17 protein-coding genes are annotated in these 19,931 nt (G+C 44.0%); all 17 read right to left on the bottom strand.

The window, feature by feature from the left end:
* Positions 1-94: 94 nt before the first annotated feature.
* Entirely contained in the window at positions 95-1,708 is a 1,614-nt protein-coding gene (locus QM870_RS05985) for a CTP synthase (protein WP_414369022.1), read from the bottom strand.
* 173 nt (positions 1,709-1,881) lie between these two features.
* Entirely contained in the window at positions 1,882-2,577 is a 696-nt protein-coding gene (locus QM870_RS05980; RefSeq protein ID WP_414369020.1) for a B3/B4 domain-containing protein, read from the bottom strand.
* Between the two features lie 387 nt (positions 2,578-2,964).
* Positions 2,965-3,549: a DNA-directed RNA polymerase subunit delta gene (rpoE, locus tag QM870_RS05975; RefSeq protein ID WP_003010182.1), complete on the bottom strand. Its 585-nt coding sequence runs from the start codon at positions 3,547-3,549 to the stop codon at positions 2,965-2,967.
* Positions 3,550-3,775: 226 nt separating this feature from the next.
* The gene (gene tig / locus QM870_RS05970) at positions 3,776-5,059 is read right to left on the bottom strand and encodes a trigger factor (RefSeq protein ID WP_021154454.1); all 1,284 of its coding nucleotides are present in this window, start codon (positions 5,057-5,059) and stop codon (positions 3,776-3,778) included.
* 128 nt (positions 5,060-5,187) lie between these two features.
* Positions 5,188-5,751, bottom strand: coding sequence for a TIGR01440 family protein (locus QM870_RS05965; protein WP_134974614.1), 564 nt, complete (start codon positions 5,749-5,751; stop codon positions 5,188-5,190).
* A gap of 3 nt (positions 5,752-5,754) precedes the next feature.
* Positions 5,755-6,225, bottom strand: coding sequence for an ECF transporter S component (locus QM870_RS05960; RefSeq protein ID WP_049491359.1), 471 nt, complete (start codon positions 6,223-6,225; stop codon positions 5,755-5,757).
* Positions 6,215-6,976: a bifunctional hydroxymethylpyrimidine kinase/phosphomethylpyrimidine kinase gene (locus QM870_RS05955; RefSeq protein WP_414369017.1), complete on the bottom strand. Its 762-nt coding sequence runs from the start codon at positions 6,974-6,976 to the stop codon at positions 6,215-6,217. Before QM870_RS05955 ends, QM870_RS05960 begins: the two co-directional genes overlap by 11 nt.
* Complete coding sequence (gene truA / locus QM870_RS05950) at positions 6,969-7,715, bottom strand: tRNA pseudouridine(38-40) synthase TruA (RefSeq protein ID WP_003004657.1); 747 nt, start codon at positions 7,713-7,715, stop codon at positions 6,969-6,971. The genes QM870_RS05955 and truA overlap by 8 nt, the downstream gene beginning before the upstream one ends.
* 289 nt (positions 7,716-8,004) lie before the next feature.
* Positions 8,005-11,541 carry a family 20 glycosylhydrolase gene (locus QM870_RS05945; protein ID WP_414369014.1) on the bottom strand — a complete coding sequence of 1,179 codons (3,537 nt, stop codon included), beginning with the start codon at positions 11,539-11,541 and terminating at the stop codon, positions 8,005-8,007.
* A 161-nt stretch (positions 11,542-11,702) separates the two neighbouring features.
* Positions 11,703-12,836, bottom strand: coding sequence for a molecular chaperone DnaJ (gene dnaJ, locus QM870_RS05940; RefSeq protein ID WP_003004734.1), 1,134 nt, complete (start codon positions 12,834-12,836; stop codon positions 11,703-11,705).
* Between the two features lie 154 nt (positions 12,837-12,990).
* Positions 12,991-13,623, bottom strand: a complete 633-nt coding sequence (locus tag QM870_RS05935) for a DJ-1/PfpI family protein (protein ID WP_414369012.1) — start codon at positions 13,621-13,623, stop codon at positions 12,991-12,993.
* A gap of 169 nt (positions 13,624-13,792) precedes the next feature.
* The gene (dnaK, locus tag QM870_RS05930; RefSeq protein WP_414369010.1) at positions 13,793-15,616 is read right to left on the bottom strand and encodes a molecular chaperone DnaK; all 1,824 of its coding nucleotides are present in this window, start codon (positions 15,614-15,616) and stop codon (positions 13,793-13,795) included.
* Between the two features lie 244 nt (positions 15,617-15,860).
* On the bottom strand, positions 15,861-16,385 hold the full coding sequence (grpE, locus tag QM870_RS05925) for a nucleotide exchange factor GrpE (protein ID WP_414369053.1): 525 nt from the start codon (positions 16,383-16,385) through the stop codon (positions 15,861-15,863).
* A gap of 24 nt (positions 16,386-16,409) precedes the next feature.
* Entirely contained in the window at positions 16,410-17,444 is a 1,035-nt protein-coding gene (gene hrcA, locus QM870_RS05920) for a heat-inducible transcriptional repressor HrcA (RefSeq protein WP_070449781.1), read from the bottom strand.
* A 168-nt stretch (positions 17,445-17,612) separates the two neighbouring features.
* Positions 17,613-18,386 carry a M15 family metallopeptidase gene (locus QM870_RS05915; RefSeq protein WP_037607303.1) on the bottom strand — a complete coding sequence of 258 codons (774 nt, stop codon included), beginning with the start codon at positions 18,384-18,386 and terminating at the stop codon, positions 17,613-17,615.
* A complete protein-coding gene (locus QM870_RS05910) occupies positions 18,376-19,077 on the bottom strand; it encodes a histidine phosphatase family protein (protein WP_414369008.1) in 702 nt (233 codons plus the stop codon). The genes QM870_RS05915 and QM870_RS05910 overlap by 11 nt, the downstream gene beginning before the upstream one ends.
* Before the next feature lie 123 nt (positions 19,078-19,200).
* Positions 19,201-19,890, bottom strand: coding sequence for a histidine phosphatase family protein (locus QM870_RS05905; RefSeq protein ID WP_003004248.1), 690 nt, complete (start codon positions 19,888-19,890; stop codon positions 19,201-19,203).
* Between the last annotated feature and the right edge of the window lie 41 nt (positions 19,891-19,931).

The following is a 19,931-nucleotide window of genomic DNA, read 5'->3' as shown; positions in this document are numbered from 1 at the left end:
CAACTTTTTTGTCAAGATTTTTTTCAAACTTTTTTCAGGGTTTGTCATTTTTTCACAAAAAGGGAGCAGGTCTATAGACCTGCTCCCTTGATTTTTATTTGCTATCGTGGTTTTCAACTGCCGCTGTGATGAAGGCTGTGTAAAGTCCTTCTGGGCGGTTTGGACGGCTTGACAATTCTGGGTGGTATTGGCAAGCAACAAAGAATTTGTTTTCTGGGATTTCAACGATTTCGACCAAACGGTTGTCTGGTGAAACGCCTGAGAAGACAAAACCTGCTTCTTCAAACTGTTCACGGAAAACATTGTTAAACTCATAACGGTGACGGTGGCGACGTTGTACCACTTCTTGATTATCATAGGCAGCGGCTGCTTTTGATCCTCGTTTGAGTTTAGATGGGTAAAGACCGAGACGGAGCGTTCCTCCCATGTCTTCCACATCAATTTGGTCCCGCATGATATCGATAATTGGATACTTGGTTTCTGGATCCAATTCGGATGAATTGGCCCCTTCCAAGCCTAAAACGTGACGGGCAAATTCGATACAGGTTAACTGCATACCCAAGCAGACACCCAACATTGGGACGTCTTGTTCACGCGCATACTTGATGGCTTGAATTTTTCCTTCTGTTCCCCGTTGACCAAAACCACCTGGGACGATGATCCCATCCGCATCTCCAAGGAGTTCTGCCACATTTTCAGCTGTCACATCATTGGCATTGACCCAATTAATCTTGACCTCTGCATCATTGGCATACCCTGAGTGCTTCAAGGCCTCAACGACAGAAATGTAGGCATCTTGCAATTCTACGTATTTTCCAACCAAGGAAATCTTGACCTGCTTCTTGAGGTTCATGACCTTGTCGACCATCGCAGACCATTCTGTCATATCTGCTGCAGGAACATTCAATTTCAAATGGTCACAAACGATTTGGTCCATATTTTGTGCTTGCAAGTTCAATGGGATTTGGTACAAGTGGTCCACATCAAGTGATTCGATGACAGCTTCTGGTGCGACATCACAGAATTGAGCCAACTTGTTCTTAATTCCTTGACCAGCTGGTTTTTCTGTACGGATGACCAACATATTTGGTTGAATCCCAAGACCACGCAATTCTTTCACAGAGTGTTGCGTCGGCTTGGTTTTCATTTCTCCCGCAGCCTTCAAGTAAGGAAGAAGAGTGGTGTGGATGTACATAACATTTTCAGCACCAACATCTGCCTTCATTTGACGAAGAGCTTCAAGGAAAGGAAGGGACTCAATGTCTCCAACTGTTCCCCCGACTTCTGTGATGATGACATCTGAATCCGTCGTCGTCGCTGCTCGTTTGATCTTTTCTTTCAAGGCATCTGTAATATGAGGAATAACCTGTACAGTCGCGCCCAAGTATTCTCCGCGACGTTCCTTGCGAAGAACTTCGCTATAAATTTTCCCTGTTGTCACATTTGAGTACTTATTCAGATTGATATCAATGAAGCGTTCATAGTGACCAAGGTCCAAGTCTGTCTCTGCACCATCGTCTGTGACAAATACTTCCCCGTGTTGGTAAGGACTCATCGTCCCTGGATCGATATTGATATAAGGGTCAAACTTTTGGATCGTCACTTTCAATCCACGATTTTTGAGCAAGCGACCAAGACTTGCTGCGACAATCCCTTTCCCGATGGATGATACGACACCACCCGTGACAAAAATATATTTTGTTGACATGTGCTTTCCTCTTCTTCTAATGTTGTAGAGGCCATTCCTCTTTGCAGAAAAAACAAAAATAGCTCCCTAATCCTTAGGGAGCTCCGACCTCAAAATGAGGTGCCCGAACAATATCTTACCGCAAATGGTCTACTTTGTCAAATTGAAAATTTCATGAAAATGATTTTCGCTGTTTACGAGACCTTTTCCACTCCATTTTGTGTGACGAGAAATTTCTCAAATTGAAGTTGAGACATGCAAAGAGCAAGGTCCTTGTGGATTCGCTCCAGTGCTTCTAAACGCATCTCGACTGATGTCTCGGTATTTCCTTGAATGACAAAGAGGGCGTTTTGCGTAGTCTCCTCAAATTTGTAATGGTCACTATCGCGTACATCCAACCAAGCCAGAACTCCTTTTTGATCCCGGTAGACAGGATCTGTCGGTGCAACATGTTTTTCGCTAGAAAGTATCGGGAGGAAGAGATCGTCTCTTTGACTCACTGTAAATTCAATCGGTCCCTCAATCTTATCTAAGTCATGTCCTCCGATCGCGAGAAAAGACTTCAGAGATTCTACATTATAGATATCGATGATGCTATTGATCTGAGGAAGAGCTCCTCGATGCTGGATATTTCGGATGAGAGCTAGGACCGTTGGGGGATTTTTCTTGATGCTACGCCCTACTTTTTGCAAGAGGTCTGTATACCCTTTGATGACAGGAGATGCCACTACTTCTTCTGTCTGACACTGAAGCGCCCATTGTTCAAGCTCTTTCTTCTTTTCAAGAAAAGAAGGGGGCAAAACTGCTTGAGGATCCACATTTCTAGCAATTCCGACCACAACCGTATCAATACCAAGAGCTACTAAACTTTGATCTAAACGAAAGTCCATCTGAACACCTCCTATTTGGGAAATACTTACATGTTCATTATACTCTAACTTGCCACCGTTTTCAATGCAAACAAAAAGAAACAAGGAACAATTGTTTTTTTTCAGAAGATAGATAAACTATTTTTATTGACATATAAGTCAATAAATTACTTGCAAACCATCCTCTACTTTTGAAAAATCAAAGGATATTCTGAAACTTTCCGCCGTGAGAAAAGTGCCTGAAACTTCATAGCTTCAGGCACTCGGAATTATTGAGACTTAAGGCTCAATAATTAGTCATGGAACTTCGTAGAAGTTCGCTGACGTCCGTACTCACCTAAGGAAAGTTTCTGGGAAAACTTCGTCTTCAATAAAAAAACAAGGAACAATTTCCTTGTTTCATATGATTTATTCTTCTTCCTCGTCTTCAGAATCCTCTTCTTCGTCGTCTTCTTCGCTCAATTCAACTTCTTCACCCAAATCATCTGGTACGATTTCATTGATTTCAGCATCGTAAGCTTCGACTTCACTCTTTTCATCATCTGGATTTTCTTCATCATATGAAAGAGCTGGATCTGCTTCGTAAACTTCTTCGTCTTCTGGATCGTCGTCGTTGTAGTCGATCGCATCTTCGTCTCCATCCATGAAGGCATTGACACGTTTTTTCTTCCGTTTCTTAGGAGTTTCATCTTCGTCTGTTTCTTCAAGAGCGATAATTTCCTCGTCAACTTCATCGATGGCATACCATGAACGAAGACCCCATTTGTTATCTCCAAGTGGGATAAAGCTTCCATCGACATTCAATTCTGTGTAGAACAATGGAAGAGCTTCACGGATCTCGCTGTTTGATTTTTCAAGGTAATTTTGAATTTCATTTACAAGATCGCTAAAGTACATTTCATGGTCACGTCCGCGTAATTCCAAAATCGCACGCGCCACTTCAATCATAGAAAGTTCACTTTTTTCTTGTCCAGCAAATACTTCTAATTCCAAGGGTAAATCTCCTTATGTTTCATTTCCTAAATGGAGAAGGATCGGGTCTTAAACCTCATCCTATCCTCGATGATAGATTGAAAACTTCTCGTCACTAAATCTATCACGCATTTTATCGTTACACTCTATTGTACGATAAATTTCCCCTTTCGTCAAAGGAAAATTCCAGGATTCTCCATGAAATCAGAAAAAAGAAGAGCCTCATGGCTCTTCTTTTTATTCTCAATTATTTTACTTTTGCTGTGCTTGTGATCACGTTCACGGCTTTCTTCACTGTGATGTCATGTTTCAACATTTCTGGTGAAAGAAGGTTGCGAACTTGTTCAACTGGCATGTTGTAATCTGCTGCCAATTGTTCGATTTCAGCATTGATTTCTTCTTCAGTTGCTTCGAAGCCTTCTGCTTTGGCTACTGCTTCAACCACAAGGTTTGTCTTCGTGCGGCTTTCTGCTTCTGCTTCATATTGTTTGTGAAGATCATCTTGAGTTGTTCCAGTAATTTGGAAGTACATTTCAGGTGAGATTCCTTGACGTTGCATATTTCCAAGGAATTCGTTGATTGAACGGTGTACTTCTTCGTGGATCATTTCTTCTGGAAGTTCAACGATTTCAGCATTTTCAACTGCAAGATCGATCGCTGCTGCTTCTACTGCATCGTTGTATGCTTCTTCTTTTGCTTCTGCCAATTCTTTGCGGTATTTTTCTTTCAATTCAGCAAGAGTTTCAACTTCTTCATCGATGTCTTTTGCCAATTCATCGTCAAGAGCTGGTACTTCTTTTGCTTTCACTTCGTGGATAGTTGTCACGAATTTCGCTTCTTTACCTGCAAGGTCAGCTGCTTGGTAGTCTTCTGGGAAAGTTACGATGACGTCAACTGTTTCACCAGCAGAGTGTCCAACCAATTGGTCTTCGAAACCTGGGATGAATTGACCTGAACCAAGTCCAAGTGAGAAGTTGTCACCTTTACCACCGTCGAATTCGACACCATCGATAGAACCTACGAAGTCGATTACAACTGTGTCGCCTTCTGCTGCAGCACCTTCTTTAACAACCAATTCAGCCAAGTTGTTGCGTTCGCGTTCGATACGAGCATCCACATCAGCGTCTGTTACTTCTTTAGAAACTTCTACTGATACTTCAAGGTCTTTGTAAGCACCCAATTTTACTTCAGGTTTTGTTACAACAGCTGCTGTCAATGTCCAGTCTTGACCTTTTTCCATAGATACAACATCAAAAGTAGGTTGTGCTACAACTTCGATTCCAGCTTCTTTAACAGCTGCTTCGTATGCTGCTGGAAGAAGATCGTTCAAAGCATCTTGGTAAAGAGCTTCTTCACCAAAACGTTGGTTGAAGATTGGACGTGGAATATGACCTTTACGGAATCCAGGTACGTTCAAGGTTTTCTTAACAGACTCAAACACACGGTCCAAAGCAGGTTTGATTTGCTCTTGACTGATGGTGAAAGTCAATACACCGTGGTTAGTTTCTTTGTTTTCAAATGATACAGACATTCTGTCTCTCCTTAAAATAATATAGTCATTCCTTATAATTTTACCACAAAACTTTGAAATTGCAAGTTTTAAAACGTTTTTGCCTCTCTTTTCATCCAAAAAAACTAGCCCCTAAAAGCTAGTTCTAGTTATGATTTTCGGATAGGATCGTCTAGATAGAGAGCACGGGCACCACCTATCAATTTTGGCCGACTAGCGAGGGCTGTGACATGGGCTTCCCCTAGTTCACGTATGACAGGGCGAATTGGGACTTGCACGTGCTTGACGTGCATCCCCACTGAGGTATCTCCGATGTCTAAGCCCGCTTGGGCTGTGATAAATTCTACTTCAACAGGATCCTTGAAATACTTGAAAGCAGCGAGTTGTCCAGCTCCCCCTGCATGGAGACTTGGAAGGACATTGACGATTTCTAACTCCTTCTTGTCTGCCAATTCCCGCTCGACCACCAAGGCGCGATTGAGGTGCTCACATCCTTGTACCGCTAGATAAATCCCTCTTGGATTCAACTCATCTAGCAAGGCCTGGACAATAGCTTCAGCAATGTCGATGTTCGAAGCCTTTCCAATTTGCCCTCCTGCAACTTCACTTGAAGACATCCCGAGAACTAGAATCTGTCCCTGATGGAGACGGCTTTTTGCCAAAACATCTACCAGGATTTCTTTTGTATCCTTCTTCAGTTGCTCCAAATCCATGAATTAGTTTCCTTTCTTTTGGAAGGCATAATAGACCACATAGCCTAAAGCCATTCCGACAAAATTCTGAGCAAGGTTATTTGGAATGTCCGAGATAGCAGCTCCCCATCCATTGCCTAAAAGGAGGGCAGAAGCTAGTGCGTAACCGCCTACCATGACGACTGTCGCAAGAAGCAAGCCTAAGTAACGGGCTTTTCCCTTGAAGCCAGCGAAATAGCCTTGCCCCCCGTGAAAGAGGAGACTAAAGAACATCCACTGAGGATAGCCTGAAATGAGGTCGAGTAGAAAAGCTCCGACACCACCTACAATCGCACCTTCCTTGCGTCCAAAATAGAAGGCTGTAAAATACACTCCAAGATCTAACAGGGTGACAATCCCTGTGGGAGTTGGGAGTTTGGTATAGTAGCCAAGTACAACTGTCAAGGCTGTCAAAATGGAAAGGCGGGCAATGAGTTGAGTTCGATTAGATGTCATATTGTACTACTCCATACTGGTCTGAATGTTGAATCGCTTGGAAGACAAAGTCTTTAGAAGCTTTGACAGCTTCAAGCGGTGATTTTCCTTTCACCAACTGGCTGGAAATGCTAGATGCGAAGGTACAACCAGCTCCTGTATTGTTCTTTTCTAAGACCGGCTCTTCAATGACGGTGAAGTCTGTACCATCATAAAAGACATCGATGGCCTTTTCTTTATTGAGACGATTGCCCCCTTTGACCACGACATTCGCCGCACCCAATCCATGGAGCTTGCGCGCCACCTCCTTCATATCATCGAGCGATTGAATCTTGCTTTGGGTCAAGATCTCAGCTTCTGGTAAGTTTGGTGTGATGATGGTCACATAAGGGAAGAACTTGATCAATTCGTCTCGAAGAGCTGAAACTTCTACATCATGGCTTTCCTTGCAGACCAAGACAGGATCGAGCACTACTGGGATATCTGCATGAGCTTTGACATAATCCAAAGCTAGGTCTGCCACTTCAACATTTGGCAAGAGGCCGAGTTTAATAGCAGAAAAAGGAACATCCTTGAGAGAGTTGAGCTGTTGAGCAAAGGTCGTCGGATCCACCGGAATCACTTCAAAACCGTGCTCCGTCATAGCGGTCAAACAAGTCACCGCTACAAAGCCATGCTGTTTGTTAGTCGTATAAGTTGCAAGGTCTGCGTGAAGACCTCCCCCACTAAAAATATCATTTCCTGAAATAGCTAGAATCAATTCATTACTCATAACGGATCTCCTTTAAATATAAGCCATTTGGCGCTGCTGTAGGACCTGCTAGATTGCGGTCCTTCTTTTCTAAAATTAGATCGATCTGCTCGATCGGCATCCGATCATTTCCAATCTTCAACAAAGTTCCCACCATATTGCGGATTTGCTTGTAGAGAAAGCCATTGCCCGAAAAGGTAAAGACAAGGCGATGATGTTCTGCATCCTCGACCAAGCGAGCCTCTGTAATCGTACGAACCTTATCTTCCACGCTGGTTCCCGAAGCTGTAAAGCCGGTGAAATCATGGGTTCCCTCCAACTTTTGGATGGCTGCTTGCATCTTTTCCACATCCAAAGGATAAGGATAGTGGGTGGCATAGTGGCGCATCATGGGGTTCTTGGGACGACCATAATCCACGATAAATTCATAGGTCTTGCTGTGCTTCTTGTAGCGTGAGTGAAAGTCATCTTCTACTTGCTCCACTCGGATGAAATCAATATCCTCTGGGGTTTGGGTATCGAGGGCAAAGCGGAGCTTCTCCTCGTCCCGCGCTTGGGGGAGATCAAAATGAATCACCTGCCCAAGAGCATGGACACCTGAATCCGTTCGCCCCGCTCCATGAACGGTAACAGGGGTTCCTTGATTGAGGCGCGTCAAGGTCTTCTCGATTTCTTCTTGCACACTACGGGCATGCGGTTGGCGTTGAAACCCTGCAAACAAGGTCCCGTCATATGAAATGGTTGCTTTGTATCGTGTCATGGTTCTATTTTAGCAAGATATAGAAGGGGTTACAAGAGTGAAAAATTTAAACTGTCCGGGTACAGTTTTGCAAACACAAAAAGAGGCTGGGACAAAAGTCCTAGCCTCTCAATTATTTTTGGATTGTCGAGCAAGACGCAGTGGTTGAGTGGGCTCTACTACGCTGATTTCATCAGCTTTTACAGCCCTACTCAACTGTGCGGAGGTGGGACGACGAAATCGAATTCTAACGAATTACCGATTTCTGTCCCACTCTCCTAACTTCGACCTATTACAAGTCAACTAGGTCTTAGTCTCTTTTTTTATTTTTCAAGTCCATTCCTGCTGCTCCTAAGATCGCCCCTAGTAAAGCGAGTCCCAAAGCAGATTCCACTCCTGTTTCTGGGAGTTGCTTGTTAGAGTTTACTGTTTCTGAACGAACCTCTTTTTCCACAACTGCTGGAATTGGCGTTGGGATATTTACTGGTGCTACTGGTTGAGCCTTTGAGATCACTTGAGGTGTTGAAGGATCTGAAACCATTTTGTTTACAAGCACGTCTGGTTTCACTGGCGCTTCTACTGAAGGGCTTGTTGGGATCACAATTTCTTTGGTACCGACTTCAACAATTTCTGCAACTGGCTCTTTAGCAACTTCTGTAGCGATTACTTTTCGACTTTGATCAAGCGCCGAAACCTCTACATACTCAAGACCTTGCCCTTTAACCCCAGCCTGGATCACTCTGCGTTCTCCTTTAGCGAGATCTGGATTAGTCCGTTCCACAAGGTCAAAGTCAAGTTCTTTTTCTACGATTTCAAGACTTGGTTTGTCTTCCACTAGGGCTTTGACGTCATTTTCAGCCAAGCTACCTACTTGCGTGATTGGCTTGAGCCCCGCAAGGGCTTGGGTCAGAGCAGCCACTTCTTGATCCACCTGATCTTGATGAGCACGACTCACATTCCAATTCAAGCTACCTAAGACTTTCGCAAGTGCTGCGCGAGATTCTGGTGTGTAAATGTCTAGATCTGTTGGCACCGTATCAACTGCTTTTCTAAGAGCAGTGAAGTCTGCTTTGAAATAGTCCTTGTTGTGGTTGGCAAAAGCTTCCATGACCTGGAAGACTTCTTCTTCCTTGTATTCATTGGCCGGCTCATCAGCCCAAATTCCCAACATACTTCCGGATGTCGGTATCTTGACATCAGGATATTTGGTTGAAGCTAATTGTTCAAATGGAACGGTTTCTGAATGTTGAAGAGCTTTATCGAGTGGATAGCTTTGCTCTCCTCTATGGCCCAAAACATAGTACCAGTCACCGTTGGTATTGAGGAATTTGTAGCCCTTGTCTGCGAGGTACTGTGGAGATGCGAGGTTATAGCCCCACCATCCTTTAGACCAGTATGAAATCAAGACGTCCTTGTCAAAGGCGACATCATCTTCATCTCCATAATAGAAGCCATCGTTAAAGGCCATTGGCTGCAAGCCTTTTTCACGCGCCATGGCTGCAAGACTATTGGAATACTTAGCAAACTTACCATAGAGGTCATACCACTTGAGGTAGTACCAGCCTTGCGCACTGGTAGCGTCATTGGCATATTCATCCGTTCCATAATTAAAGATCTTAGACTTATCTTTGAAGTAGTCCATGTACTTACCAATCAAGGCTTTGGTAAAGTTGACTGCTGCTTCATTGGTCAAATCCATGGTTGTTTTTGAAACTGTATCAAAGCTGGCTTGTGGATTTTCAATGCCCAATTTTTCCATGGCCACCAACAAAGCATCCATGTGTCCAGGACTATTGACTGCCGCAATCAAGCCGATTCCTTTCGCAGTCGCATAAGCATGGAGTTCATCCATTTCTGCTTGGGTCAAGGCTTGACCATTTGGATCATCGTAATAGGCCTTGGTGCCTTCTAAAATGGCCTTTTTCACATCATCACTGGCATAGGTTTTGCCATTGGCTTCCACCGTCATATCATCGAGAACGAAGCGCATACCATCGTTTCCGACAAGGAGGTGCAAGTCAGAATAACCCAGCTCACTGGCCTTATCGACGATCCGTTTCAACTGATCCAGCGAGAAGTATTTGCGACCTGCATCGATCGAGATGACCTTCTTCATGGCGAGTTTTTCTGCTGCTTCTTTTGCAGCAACTTCTTTCGCGTAGCTTTCTGTATACACCAAAGCATCTTGAGCTGCTTTGAGATTGTCGATCAAGGTTTTGGCCTCTGCTCGAGTCGTGTCTGCTCCTGCCCCTTCTAAAGCTTTTTTAGCTGCCGCAAAGGCTACTAGAGATTCCGGTGTATAGTGATCCAAATCAGTTGGAGCTTCTGAAAGAGCTTTTTCGACGACTTCAGGATCTGCTACAAAGTAGTCCGCATTCTTGTCCGCGAAGGCATGCATCAGCTTAAAGAGAAGGTCTTTTTTGTAGGTTGCAGATGGCGTATCTGCCCAGGCAGCTACCATGCCACCGATGAAGGGCACCTTAGCTCCATCATTTTTTTGAACTACATCAATCGCTGACTTGGAAATTCCTTCGAGGCCTTGATCAAGGTTGTACCAACCAGATCCAGCCTTGTCCCGTCCAAGCACATAATACCAAACATCATTGGTATTAAGAATCTGATGACCTAGTTCGGACAAGAGTTTTGAAGAAGCGACATCATAGCCGTTCCATCCACCTGTCCAGTAGGAGACAATGATATCCTTGTCAAAAGTGCCATAGGAAGTATCGCCATTGTAGTAGATCCCGTCATTAAAGGCCATTGGTTTCATCTTGTGTTTTTTCACAATAGCTGCTAGATCATTAGCATATTGGATGAATTTTTCATAGCCTTTTTCTGGGTAGCCTTCACCTGGCCAATGCTTGCTAGCTTGGAGAACCTGCCAACCATGGGCATCTGTGGCATCATTGGCATATTCATCCAAACCGATGTTAAAAATGTCTGCCTTGCCGCTGAAATAAGCCACATACTTGTCTACCAAAGCCTTGGTAAAGTCTAAGGCTTTTTGGTTGTCCAAATCAACTGTCCGGGCTGATTTTTTAGTGCCAAAGTAATTAAAGTGAGGGTTTTCGATCCCCAATTGTTCCATGGCTGTCAGAATCGCATCCATGTGACCTGGACTATTAATGGTTGGGATGACACCTACTTTCTTCGATTTGGCGTAGGCTAAAATATCATCCATTTGAGCCTGGGTCAAGGCTGTCCCGTTCGGATCATCGTAATAAGCCTTCGTCCCTTTTTCAACCGCATCTGTCACGGCTTGGCTAGAATAAGAAGTATCTCCCACTTTCAAAGACATGTCATCCAGCACAAAGCGCAAACCATCATTTCCAACTAGAAGATGCAAGTCTGTATAACCCGTCTTACTTGCTTCATCAATGATTTCCTTGATTTGGTCTGGTGAGAAGTACTTGCGACCGGCATCGATCGATACAATCTTTTTCTTGGCTAATTTTTCTTCCTGATCAGGATCTTTAGTAGGTGTTTCCGTCGTTGCTGTCGCTGGTTGAGCTGCCACATCCGACTCTGCGACAGAACTTGCTTCTTCGCGAATCAAACGGTCAAGATCTGATACCCGCAATTCACGATCAGGCAGTGTCGGTTGACTTTGATCGACGATTGGAGCAGGAGCCGTTGGTTTTTCTACTGTTGGCTGAGAAGCTTCCTCATTAAGAGAAATCGTTGACTCACCCTCGCTTGGCTGAGTTGGAACTGTCGTTGAAGGACTGTCTGTAACGCTCGACGTATCTGCAGCTACAACATGAGCACCAGCAAAAAATCCTATGAGCACCGAAGCAGCTCCTACTGCATACTTGCGAATCGCATAACGTGGTTGATGTGATTTCATCAGGACCTCCTAAATTGTCTTTGTAATCGTTTTCTTAAATTTACCACGATATCTTAATAAATTCAATGAAGGTTCTCATTATTCTTTAATTAGGAGAGGAAGTTCTTGGATTCGATCCAAAATAAAACGAGCTCCTTACTCAAAAGGAAACTCGTTCTTTCTTATAAATCATCTAAAGCATCTTTGACCTTGTCAAAGAACCCTTTTTTCTTTGGGTTGACCTTCAAATCACTTGCTTCCGCAAAGGCTTGAAGGGCTTCTTTTTGCTTGTCATTTAAACCAGTTGGGGTGACGACATTGACAGATACATATTGATCTCCCATGGCACCACCACGTAAGCTTGGAGCCCCTTTTCCACGGAGGCGGAATTTCTTACCGGTTTGGGTTCCTTCAGGAATGACCAAATCAACATCTCCGTGAACAGTTGGCACATGGACCGTATCTCCAAGAGCTGCTTGGACAAAGTTCAAGTCTAACTTGTAGTAGATGGTTGAGCCATCTCGTTCAAAGCGATCGCTCGGCTCAACATTGACAACGACATACAAGTCACCATAAGGTCCACCGTTAAAGCCGGCTTCTCCTTGACCTGCTAAGCGGATTTGTTGACCTGTTTCAACTCCGGCAGGAATCTTAACGTTCACGCTATGAGCTTGTTTTTCATGACCTGTTCCACGACAAGTCGTACATGGATCTTTGATTTCTTGGCCACGACCATGACAGACATCACAGGTCACTTGACGGCGCATCATCCCAAGAGGGGTTTGCGTATCCACATTGATAACTCCAGAACCATGACAGCGTCCACAGGTCACCGGACTAGTCCCTGGCTTAGCCCCAGAACCATGACAGGTATGACAGCTAGCTTCCCGATGGTACTTGACTTCTTTTTCCGCACCAAAAATCGCTTCTTCAAACTTGAGATTGACGCGGTATTGGAGGTCATCCCCTTGACGAGGTGCATTTGGATTACGACTTGCACCGCCACCAAAGAAGCTAGAGAAGATATCTTCAAAGCCACCAAAACCAGCACCATCAAAGCCACCAAAACCACCTGCTCCGCCACCGAAGCCACCATTGGCACCCGCAGCACCATATTGGTCATAAGCAGCCCGTTTTTGCTCGTCACTCAAAGTCTCATAAGCTTCTTGAACTTCCTTGTACTTTTCCTCAGCACCAGGCTCCTTGTTGATATCTGGGTGATATTTTTTAGATAATTTCCGATAGGCTTTCTTGATCTCATCTTGAGATGCATTCTTTGAAACGCCCAAACGGTCATAAAATTCAGTATTGTTCATACAAGATACTAAGAGCGAACAGAAAGCGACTGAAATTTAGGAAACCGACAAGAAATCCTGATTTCTTAGGCGGTTTATCTAATTTCCAAGCTTTCCGCTCGGGTTCAATTCCCCGAACACTCTTTGTTCCTTTCTATAATTTTCATGTACATCTTTAGAGGGTGTTTTCTATACTTCGCTTCACTTGATCAAACTCTTGGTCCGATAGAGTAAATATCAAATCCTCTTCAGCGTACTCGTTCTGTTCCTTAAAGTAGTTGTCCGTATTCTCTGCCAACCCTAGACTTAGAATCACTTTCCTTGCAAACTCTTGATGGGCAAAACCGATAGCCGTAATGATCTGTTTATCTTGCACAAGGACTTTCGGTTGGAAATTCTCACGTGGAAGAAATTCAAAATAGTCAAAGAAGTTTTGCCAAATTCCACCTGTAAATTTCGTATCCTCCAACAGACCTGCTTTCGCTAATAAAAGAGGCGCTGAAGAAATGGCTGCAATTAGGATATCTTGCTCACCAAGGTCCCTCAAGAACGAAATCAATTTCTCATCCTGTAGGGCAGGGCCTATATTGACCATTCCTGGCAAAATCACGCAAGAATACTCTTCTATACGGATTTGATCTAGTGTTTTCGTTGGTTGACAGGGCAAGCCATCCTCAGAGACCACCATCGAATGATCTGAAGCGGCATAATCAATCGTGACGTCAAAAGACAGAGCTAAAGTACTTGTTAAAGCGGTTATCTCATAAAGAGAAAAATTTGGATAAATGATACAAAGTACTTTTTTCATAGGCAATATCCTCTATTTTACCGAAAAACAGAGGCTGGGTTGCAACCTCTGGATTTCTTTTTATCATTTACTAGTTAGGCTGAATTGAGTTTCGGCTTAAAGGAATCCTCAAATCTCGGAACCTTTCTTTATTTCAGGAGGTTCCGCTAAAACAATCCACTGGATTGTTTTACTTCTCCGTAAACTCTCCGTCTACGACATCATCGCCTGCATTTCCTGTTGCTTGTGCGCCTTCTGCTCCTGCTTGAGCTTGTTGCGCTGCTGCGGCTTGTTCGTAGAGTTTAACGGCAAGTCCTTGAGCTTTTTCGTTCAATGCTTCAAGTTTTGCTTTCATTTCTTCCAAGTTGTTATCTTCTTGGGCTTTCTTAAGCTCATCGAGGGCAGCTTGGGCAGCATCACGTTCTGCATCGAAGCCTTTACCTTCAGTTTCTTTGATTGTCTTTTCAGTCGCAAAGATTGCTTGGTCTACTTCGTTACGAAGGTCAACTTCTTCTTTACGTTTCTTATCTGCTTCAGCGTTAGCTTCTGCATCTTTCATCATGCGGTCGATTTCTTCGTCTGTCAAACCTGAGTTTGATTGGATAACAATTGTTTGTTCTTTTTGAGTTCCAAGATCTTTCGCTTTAACAGATACGATACCGTTCTTGTCGATGTCAAATGTAACTTCGATTTGTGGGATACCACGAGGTGCAGCTGGAATATCAGTCAATTGGAAGCGTCCAAGAGTCTTGTTATCTGCTGCCATTGGGCGTTCCCCTTGAAGAACGTGGATATCAACGGCTGGTTGGTTGTCTGCTGCAGTTGAGAAGACTTGTGATTTAGAAGTTGGAATTGTAGTGTTGCGGTCGATCAATTTTGTGAAGACTCCACCCATTGTTTCGATACCAAGTGACAATGGCGTTACGTCAAGAAGGACAACGTCTTTCACGTCACCAGTGATCACACCACCTTGGATCGCAGCACCCATAGCCACAACTTCGTCAGGGTTCACTGATTTGTTTGGTTCTTTACCAGTTTCAGCTTTAACAGCTTCTACAACGGCAGGAATACGAGTTGAACCACCGACAAGGATGACTTCGTCGATATCTGACAAGCTCAAACCTGCATCTGAAAGGGCTTGACGAACTGGAGTTTTCGTACGTTCTACAAGGTCACGAGTCAAATCATCGAATTTCGCACGAGTCAAGGTCATTTCCAAGTGAAGAGGTCCAGCAGCGCCTGCAGTGATGAATGGCAAGCTGATTTGAGTTGAAGTCACACCAGAAAGGTCTTTCTTCGCTTTTTCAGCTGCATCTTTCAAACGTTGAAGCGCCATCTTGTCTGTTGACAAGTCGATACCATTTTCTTTCTTGAATTCTTCAACCATGTAATCGATAATTTTTTGGTCAAAGTCGTCACCACCGAGTTTATTATCCCCTGCAGTTGCCAATACGTCAAAGACACCATCACCCAATTCAAGGATAGATACGTCGAATGTACCACCACCAAGGTCGAATACCAAGATTTTTTCTTCTTTATCAGTCTTATCCAAACCATAAGCAAGGGCTGCTGCAGTTGGTTCGTTGACGATACGTTCTACTTCAAGACCAGCGATTTTACCAGCGTCTTTAGTTGCTTGACGTTGCGCATCGTTGAAGTAAGCAGGAACTGTGATAACTGCTTTCGTTACTTTTTCACCAAGGTAATCTTCAGCGTAACCTTTCAAGTATTGAAGGATCATAGCTGAGATTTCTTGTGGAGTGTATTCTTTTCCGTTAGCAGAAACTTTTTCAGAAGTACCCATCTTAGATTTGATAGAGATCACTGTATCTGGATTTGTGACTGCTTGACGTTTTGCAGCGTCACCAACGATGATTTCACCGTTTTTGAATGAAACTACAGATGGAGTTGTGCGGTTACCTTCTGGGTTTGCGATAATTTTTGATTCAGTTCCTTCAAGAACTGCTACTGCTGAGTTTGTTGTACCTAAGTCAATACCGATAATTTTAGACATATGTTTTTCTCCTTGTTATTTTTTCTCTTTTTTTCTTTTTGATATTTCCCTTAAGTGGTGGGGACGTGAGCAACTCCCTTCGGGATTTCATCACTTATTTTTGAGCCTACTGTCTCAAAAATCCCCTGTTTCAGTAGCACAAGCTACTGAAACTTTCACCACGGCGGGAAATATCTTCCTAGCAAGCCTCCGGCTTGCGTCTTATCTTTCTTTCATAGTTTAGTGTCGTTTCGGACAAGGCAGCCTAGTTATAAACCACTACCATGGCTGGGCGTAGGATGCGGTCATGGAGTTTGTAGCCTTTTTGGAAGACTTGTGCGATGGTGTCTGCTGGATGTTCGTTATCTGCAGGTAAGGTTTGGATGGCCATGTGGTAGTTATGGTCAAAGGCTCCGTCCGCTGGAATTTCTTCAATTCCTTCTTCTTTCAGAGCATGTACCAAACTTTCTTGGACCATTTCCAAGCCCTTCTTCACATCATCTGTCAATCCTTCGACGGCAAGGGCACGTTCGAGGTTGTCCAGTGATGGTAAGATCGCTTTTGCCAAATCTTGGCTACGGTATTTTTGTAATTGTTGACGTTCTTCATTAGCACGGCGCTGAATGTTTTGCATTTCTGCATGAGCACGAAGGTATTTGTTTTCAAATTCCTCAGCACGCGCTTGTGCTTCTTCTAACTCAGAAGGTTGGTTGCTTTCCTCTACAACTTCTTCAGTTGTTTGGGCAACTTCCTCTTCTTTCACGTCTTCTTTTTTGATATCTTCTGTCAAGGCATACACCCCTTTCATTTGATCTTAATTTACTTCATAATGGTTGCTGTTGAGGTAACGGTAGTAGTCCGTCAACTTCATAACCAGTACCCGTCCGATGACATTGACCAGGCTAATCACACGCCTGTAATCCATCTCTACGGGACCGATCACATGCATGAGGGCCATCCCACGATAAGGAACCAGGAACTTGTGACTAATCACCGTCACATTTTTCAAGGCCTTTTCTTGGGATTCTGCAACCAGGATCTGGGTCATTTGGTCTTCTGGCATCCCCCCTCGCAACTCGAGAGCTACATGTTGGGGATTGTCCAAAAACTGATAGGTCTGAAGATCGGCGTAGGCTAATGATGAAACCTTTCCTTCTATAAAGACCAGTTCTTGAAACAGTTGCGAGAAGACGTAATCAAAGAGATCCAAGACATTGTCTGTCGTCTTGAAATAGCGCTGTACAATCTGTGGAATCTCTGTCCGCAAACGGTAGTGGATATCCAAGACTGTATTTCCAATGAAGCGTTCTTGAACCAGCTGATGGAAGATTTCCAAATCACTGGTTAAGAAATTCTTTGGAATGGCAAACTGGACGGTGACGGGCTTTGATTCATCCAAGGTCAACACCGCTAAGGCATCGTGATTGGATAATGGAACAATCTCAAAACCAGTCAAGCGCTGACGTGTCGGTTCAACATCCTGAATGACTGCGGTGTAGCCCGTCATTTGGGCTAGTAACTTAGCTGTAGCATCCAAGATATCGTCTAACTTAAAGGCTTCGAAATCAAAGGCTTTCACCACCTGGTAGACATCTTGCTCATCAATCAACTCTAGATCAAGCGAGTTCTGAACAAAATATTGAAAACCAGCTCGACTAGGCATGCGGCCACTCGAAGTGTGGGCCTTTTCAAGTAAGCCTTGTTTTTCGAGGGCAGCCATGTCGTTTCGAATGGTCGCACTACTGGATTGAATGACATCTTGTAGCGCTTTTGAACCGACTGGTTCGTGGGTCTTGGTAAAGATATCGACAACAAGATTGAGAATCTCATTTTGACGTTCTGTAACCATGACCTCACCTCTCTTTCATTTTTTAGCACTCTAAACACTCAAGTGCTAAACTATGATTCTATTATACACCCATCCAAAAGAAAGTCAAGAGAAAAATCCAAAAAATTAGCACTCTTTTTTCAAGAGTGCTAAAAATCATTCTTAAGACCTAGAGAAGTGAATCTCCTCTTATTTGCCAGCTTTTTTCAATAGCTGAATATATTCTTCCAATACTAGCTGATGCTTGGCCATATACTGAGCATTTTCTACGCCAACATAACGGAAATGCCAATTCTCAAAATTCACACCCGTGATGTTGCTCTTCCCATCTGGGTAGCGAAGGACAAAGCCATATTGCGGTGCGATGGCAGCCAGCTGCATGCCCAACTCATCACTTTGGCCAGCTTCGACACTCATATCAATCGCAAGTCCCGTCTGGTGTTCACTAGCACCAGGGACCTGTACCTGAGTCTGCACCTGCTTTTCAGCTTCTTCATGCGAAAGACCACTAGCCTCTAGTTGCGCAACACGTTCATTATAGAGCTCTGTTTGTTCGGCCACACTTCGATAGCCTGATATCAAGGTTTCTTCTGGGGCAATTTTTCGAGCTGCTTCTAAGAATTGACGAGTTGGTTCTACAATCCGACTATCCACTTTGATAGCATCCACATCTGTCAATTGTGGGTTCAGCTCAGGCTTCACATTGTCACGATTAACCAAGATCAACTGCCAGTCTTTGGTCGAAACGGCTGGTAAATCTGATTTTTCTTTCTTTTTCTTAGAAGAAGAGGGAGTCGTTACAGCTGTTTTTTTAGCCTTCCAAAACTGAAGCCCTGAAAACAAGCTTGGCTTCGCTAAGTAAGCACCAATTCCCGATCCAAGGACCACAAGAAGAAAGAAACTCAATAGGTAAGGCCACCATTTCTTACGTTTTTTTCTTGCGCGTCTATACTTATTCGTCATGGCCACCCTCTAGAAGTTTTGCTCCAACCTTACGATAGGACATATCCCCAATCTTTTCAATACGAAAGGCACCATCCTCATAGGCCAAAACCGTCACGCTTCCGTTGTCCAAGACCAATTCTTCGACCGCTTTTGGATCGATGAGATAAATCAAGGTCGTAATCGTCATGCCGTGGCTGACCACAATAGCATTGCCACCGCCAGCTGCTTCTACCTCTTTTGCAATGGCCTCAAATCCTTCTAGGATCCGGCCACTCAAGGTACCCCAGGATTCAGCCCATCCAGTTGTATCCACTTCGACGATCCCTTCTGCTAACTCCATTAGGCTCAACTGATGGAAATCATCGACCTTAAAGACACGGGGTAAAACCCCCATGAAGAGATCGCCATCATAAGCACCGTCAAAACTGCCAAAACACCACTCGCGGATCCGTTTGTCATAACAATAAGGGATTTTTCCTGTCAGACCGAGTTCTTGAAGAATAATTCCCATGGTTTGAATGGTGCGTCCAGAATCACTCGAAACAGCCTCTTCAAAAGAAAGCCCAGCTTCCTTGAGACCAAGTCCTAATTCTCGAATTCCACGCTCTCCTGCTTCTGTCAGCGGAGTGTCTGACCAGCCCTGTGCCCGTCCAATGGTATTAAACATGGTTTTTCCATGACGAGCAATATATAATCTGGTTTTTGTCATTGTATTACCTCCGTATGTATCTCTTTCATTATATCATTTTTTGCAAAAAGAAAGTAGGAAAGCTCTTACAAGTTGTGAGAAAAAGAAAAGGCCATGACCAAAGGGTCAGCCTTTCAGGACGGACTAGGATTCTTGCAAACTTTCACCGACCTCACGGTAACTGCTATCTCCGAACCCCTTAACCGTCAATACTCCATCTTCATATTCTACAAGGGTAACACTACCATTTGAAAGAGGCAGATTGAGATTTGGTTTTCCTTCGACCAAGCAGACTAAGGTCTGAATGGTCCAACTATGGCTGACCACCAAGGCATTGCCTCCACCATTTTCTTCTACTTCTTTGGCGATGGCTTCAAAACCTTCTAGGATTCGGTTTTTCAAGACTTCCCATGGTTCAGCCCAATTTGCTGTATCTACTTGGCAGATGCCATTGGCCAAGTCTTCCAAGGTCAAAGTCTTATAGTCTTCTACATCTAGCACGCGTGGCACAACACCGTGAAAGAGCTCCCCACCGTAGGCCCCATCAAAGCTACCAAAACACCACTCGCGGATCCGTTTGTCAAAGCGATAAGGAATCTGGTCTTTCAAGCCCAATTCATCAAGAATGATCCCCATGGTCTGAATGGCACGGCCTGAATCACTGGAATAAGCTCGAGTAAACTCCAAACCGGACTCACGCAAGCCGATTCCTAGAGCTTGAATCCCTCGTTCTCCTTCTGCTGTCAAGGGTGTATCTGACCAACCTTGAGCACGGCCAATGGTATTAAACATGGTTCTCCCATGACGAATCACAAATAATCTTGTTTTAGCCATCTTGTCTCCTTTTTCAAGAAAAAAGTCTGGAGTTTCATCAT

It is taken from the genome of Streptococcus parasanguinis, from assembly GCF_047463195.1.
Classification (GTDB): Bacteria; Bacillota; Bacilli; order Lactobacillales; family Streptococcaceae; genus Streptococcus; species Streptococcus parasanguinis_R.
Note: the sequence above shows the minus strand (reverse complement) of the source record. Positions and strands in the feature narration are given on the sequence as shown.

Excerpts from the sequence above, each read along its gene's own strand:
- QM870_RS05985 (WP_414369022.1), bottom strand. The coding sequence starts at position 1,708 with ATGTCAACAAAATATATTTTTGTCACGGGTGGTGTCGTATCATCCATC.
- QM870_RS05980 (WP_414369020.1), bottom strand. The coding sequence starts at position 2,577 with ATGGACTTTCGTTTAGATCAAAGTTTAGTAGCTCTTGGTATTGATACG.
- tig (WP_021154454.1), bottom strand. The coding sequence starts at position 5,059 with ATGTCTGTATCATTTGAAAACAAAGAAACTAACCACGGTGTATTGACT.
- QM870_RS05965 (WP_134974614.1), bottom strand. The coding sequence starts at position 5,751 with ATGGATTTGGAGCAACTGAAGAAGGATACAAAAGAAATCCTGGTAGAT.
- QM870_RS05960 (WP_049491359.1), bottom strand. The coding sequence starts at position 6,225 with ATGACATCTAATCGAACTCAACTCATTGCCCGCCTTTCCATTTTGACA.
- QM870_RS05955 (WP_414369017.1), bottom strand. The coding sequence starts at position 6,976 with ATGAGTAATGAATTGATTCTAGCTATTTCAGGAAATGATATTTTTAGT.
- truA (WP_003004657.1), bottom strand. The coding sequence starts at position 7,715 with ATGACACGATACAAAGCAACCATTTCATATGACGGGACCTTGTTTGCA.
- QM870_RS05945 (WP_414369014.1), bottom strand. The coding sequence starts at position 11,541 with ATGAAATCACATCAACCACGTTATGCGATTCGCAAGTATGCAGTAGGA.
- dnaJ (WP_003004734.1), bottom strand. The coding sequence starts at position 12,836 with ATGAACAATACTGAATTTTATGACCGTTTGGGCGTTTCAAAGAATGCA.
- QM870_RS05935 (WP_414369012.1), bottom strand. The coding sequence starts at position 13,623 with ATGAAAAAAGTACTTTGTATCATTTATCCAAATTTTTCTCTTTATGAG.
- dnaK (WP_414369010.1), bottom strand. The coding sequence starts at position 15,616 with ATGTCTAAAATTATCGGTATTGACTTAGGTACAACAAACTCAGCAGTA.
- hrcA (WP_070449781.1), bottom strand. The coding sequence starts at position 17,444 with ATGGTTACAGAACGTCAAAATGAGATTCTCAATCTTGTTGTCGATATC.
- QM870_RS05915 (WP_037607303.1), bottom strand. The coding sequence starts at position 18,386 with ATGACGAATAAGTATAGACGCGCAAGAAAAAAACGTAAGAAATGGTGG.
- QM870_RS05910 (WP_414369008.1), bottom strand. The coding sequence starts at position 19,077 with ATGACAAAAACCAGATTATATATTGCTCGTCATGGAAAAACCATGTTT.
- QM870_RS05905 (WP_003004248.1), bottom strand. The coding sequence starts at position 19,890 with ATGGCTAAAACAAGATTATTTGTGATTCGTCATGGGAGAACCATGTTT.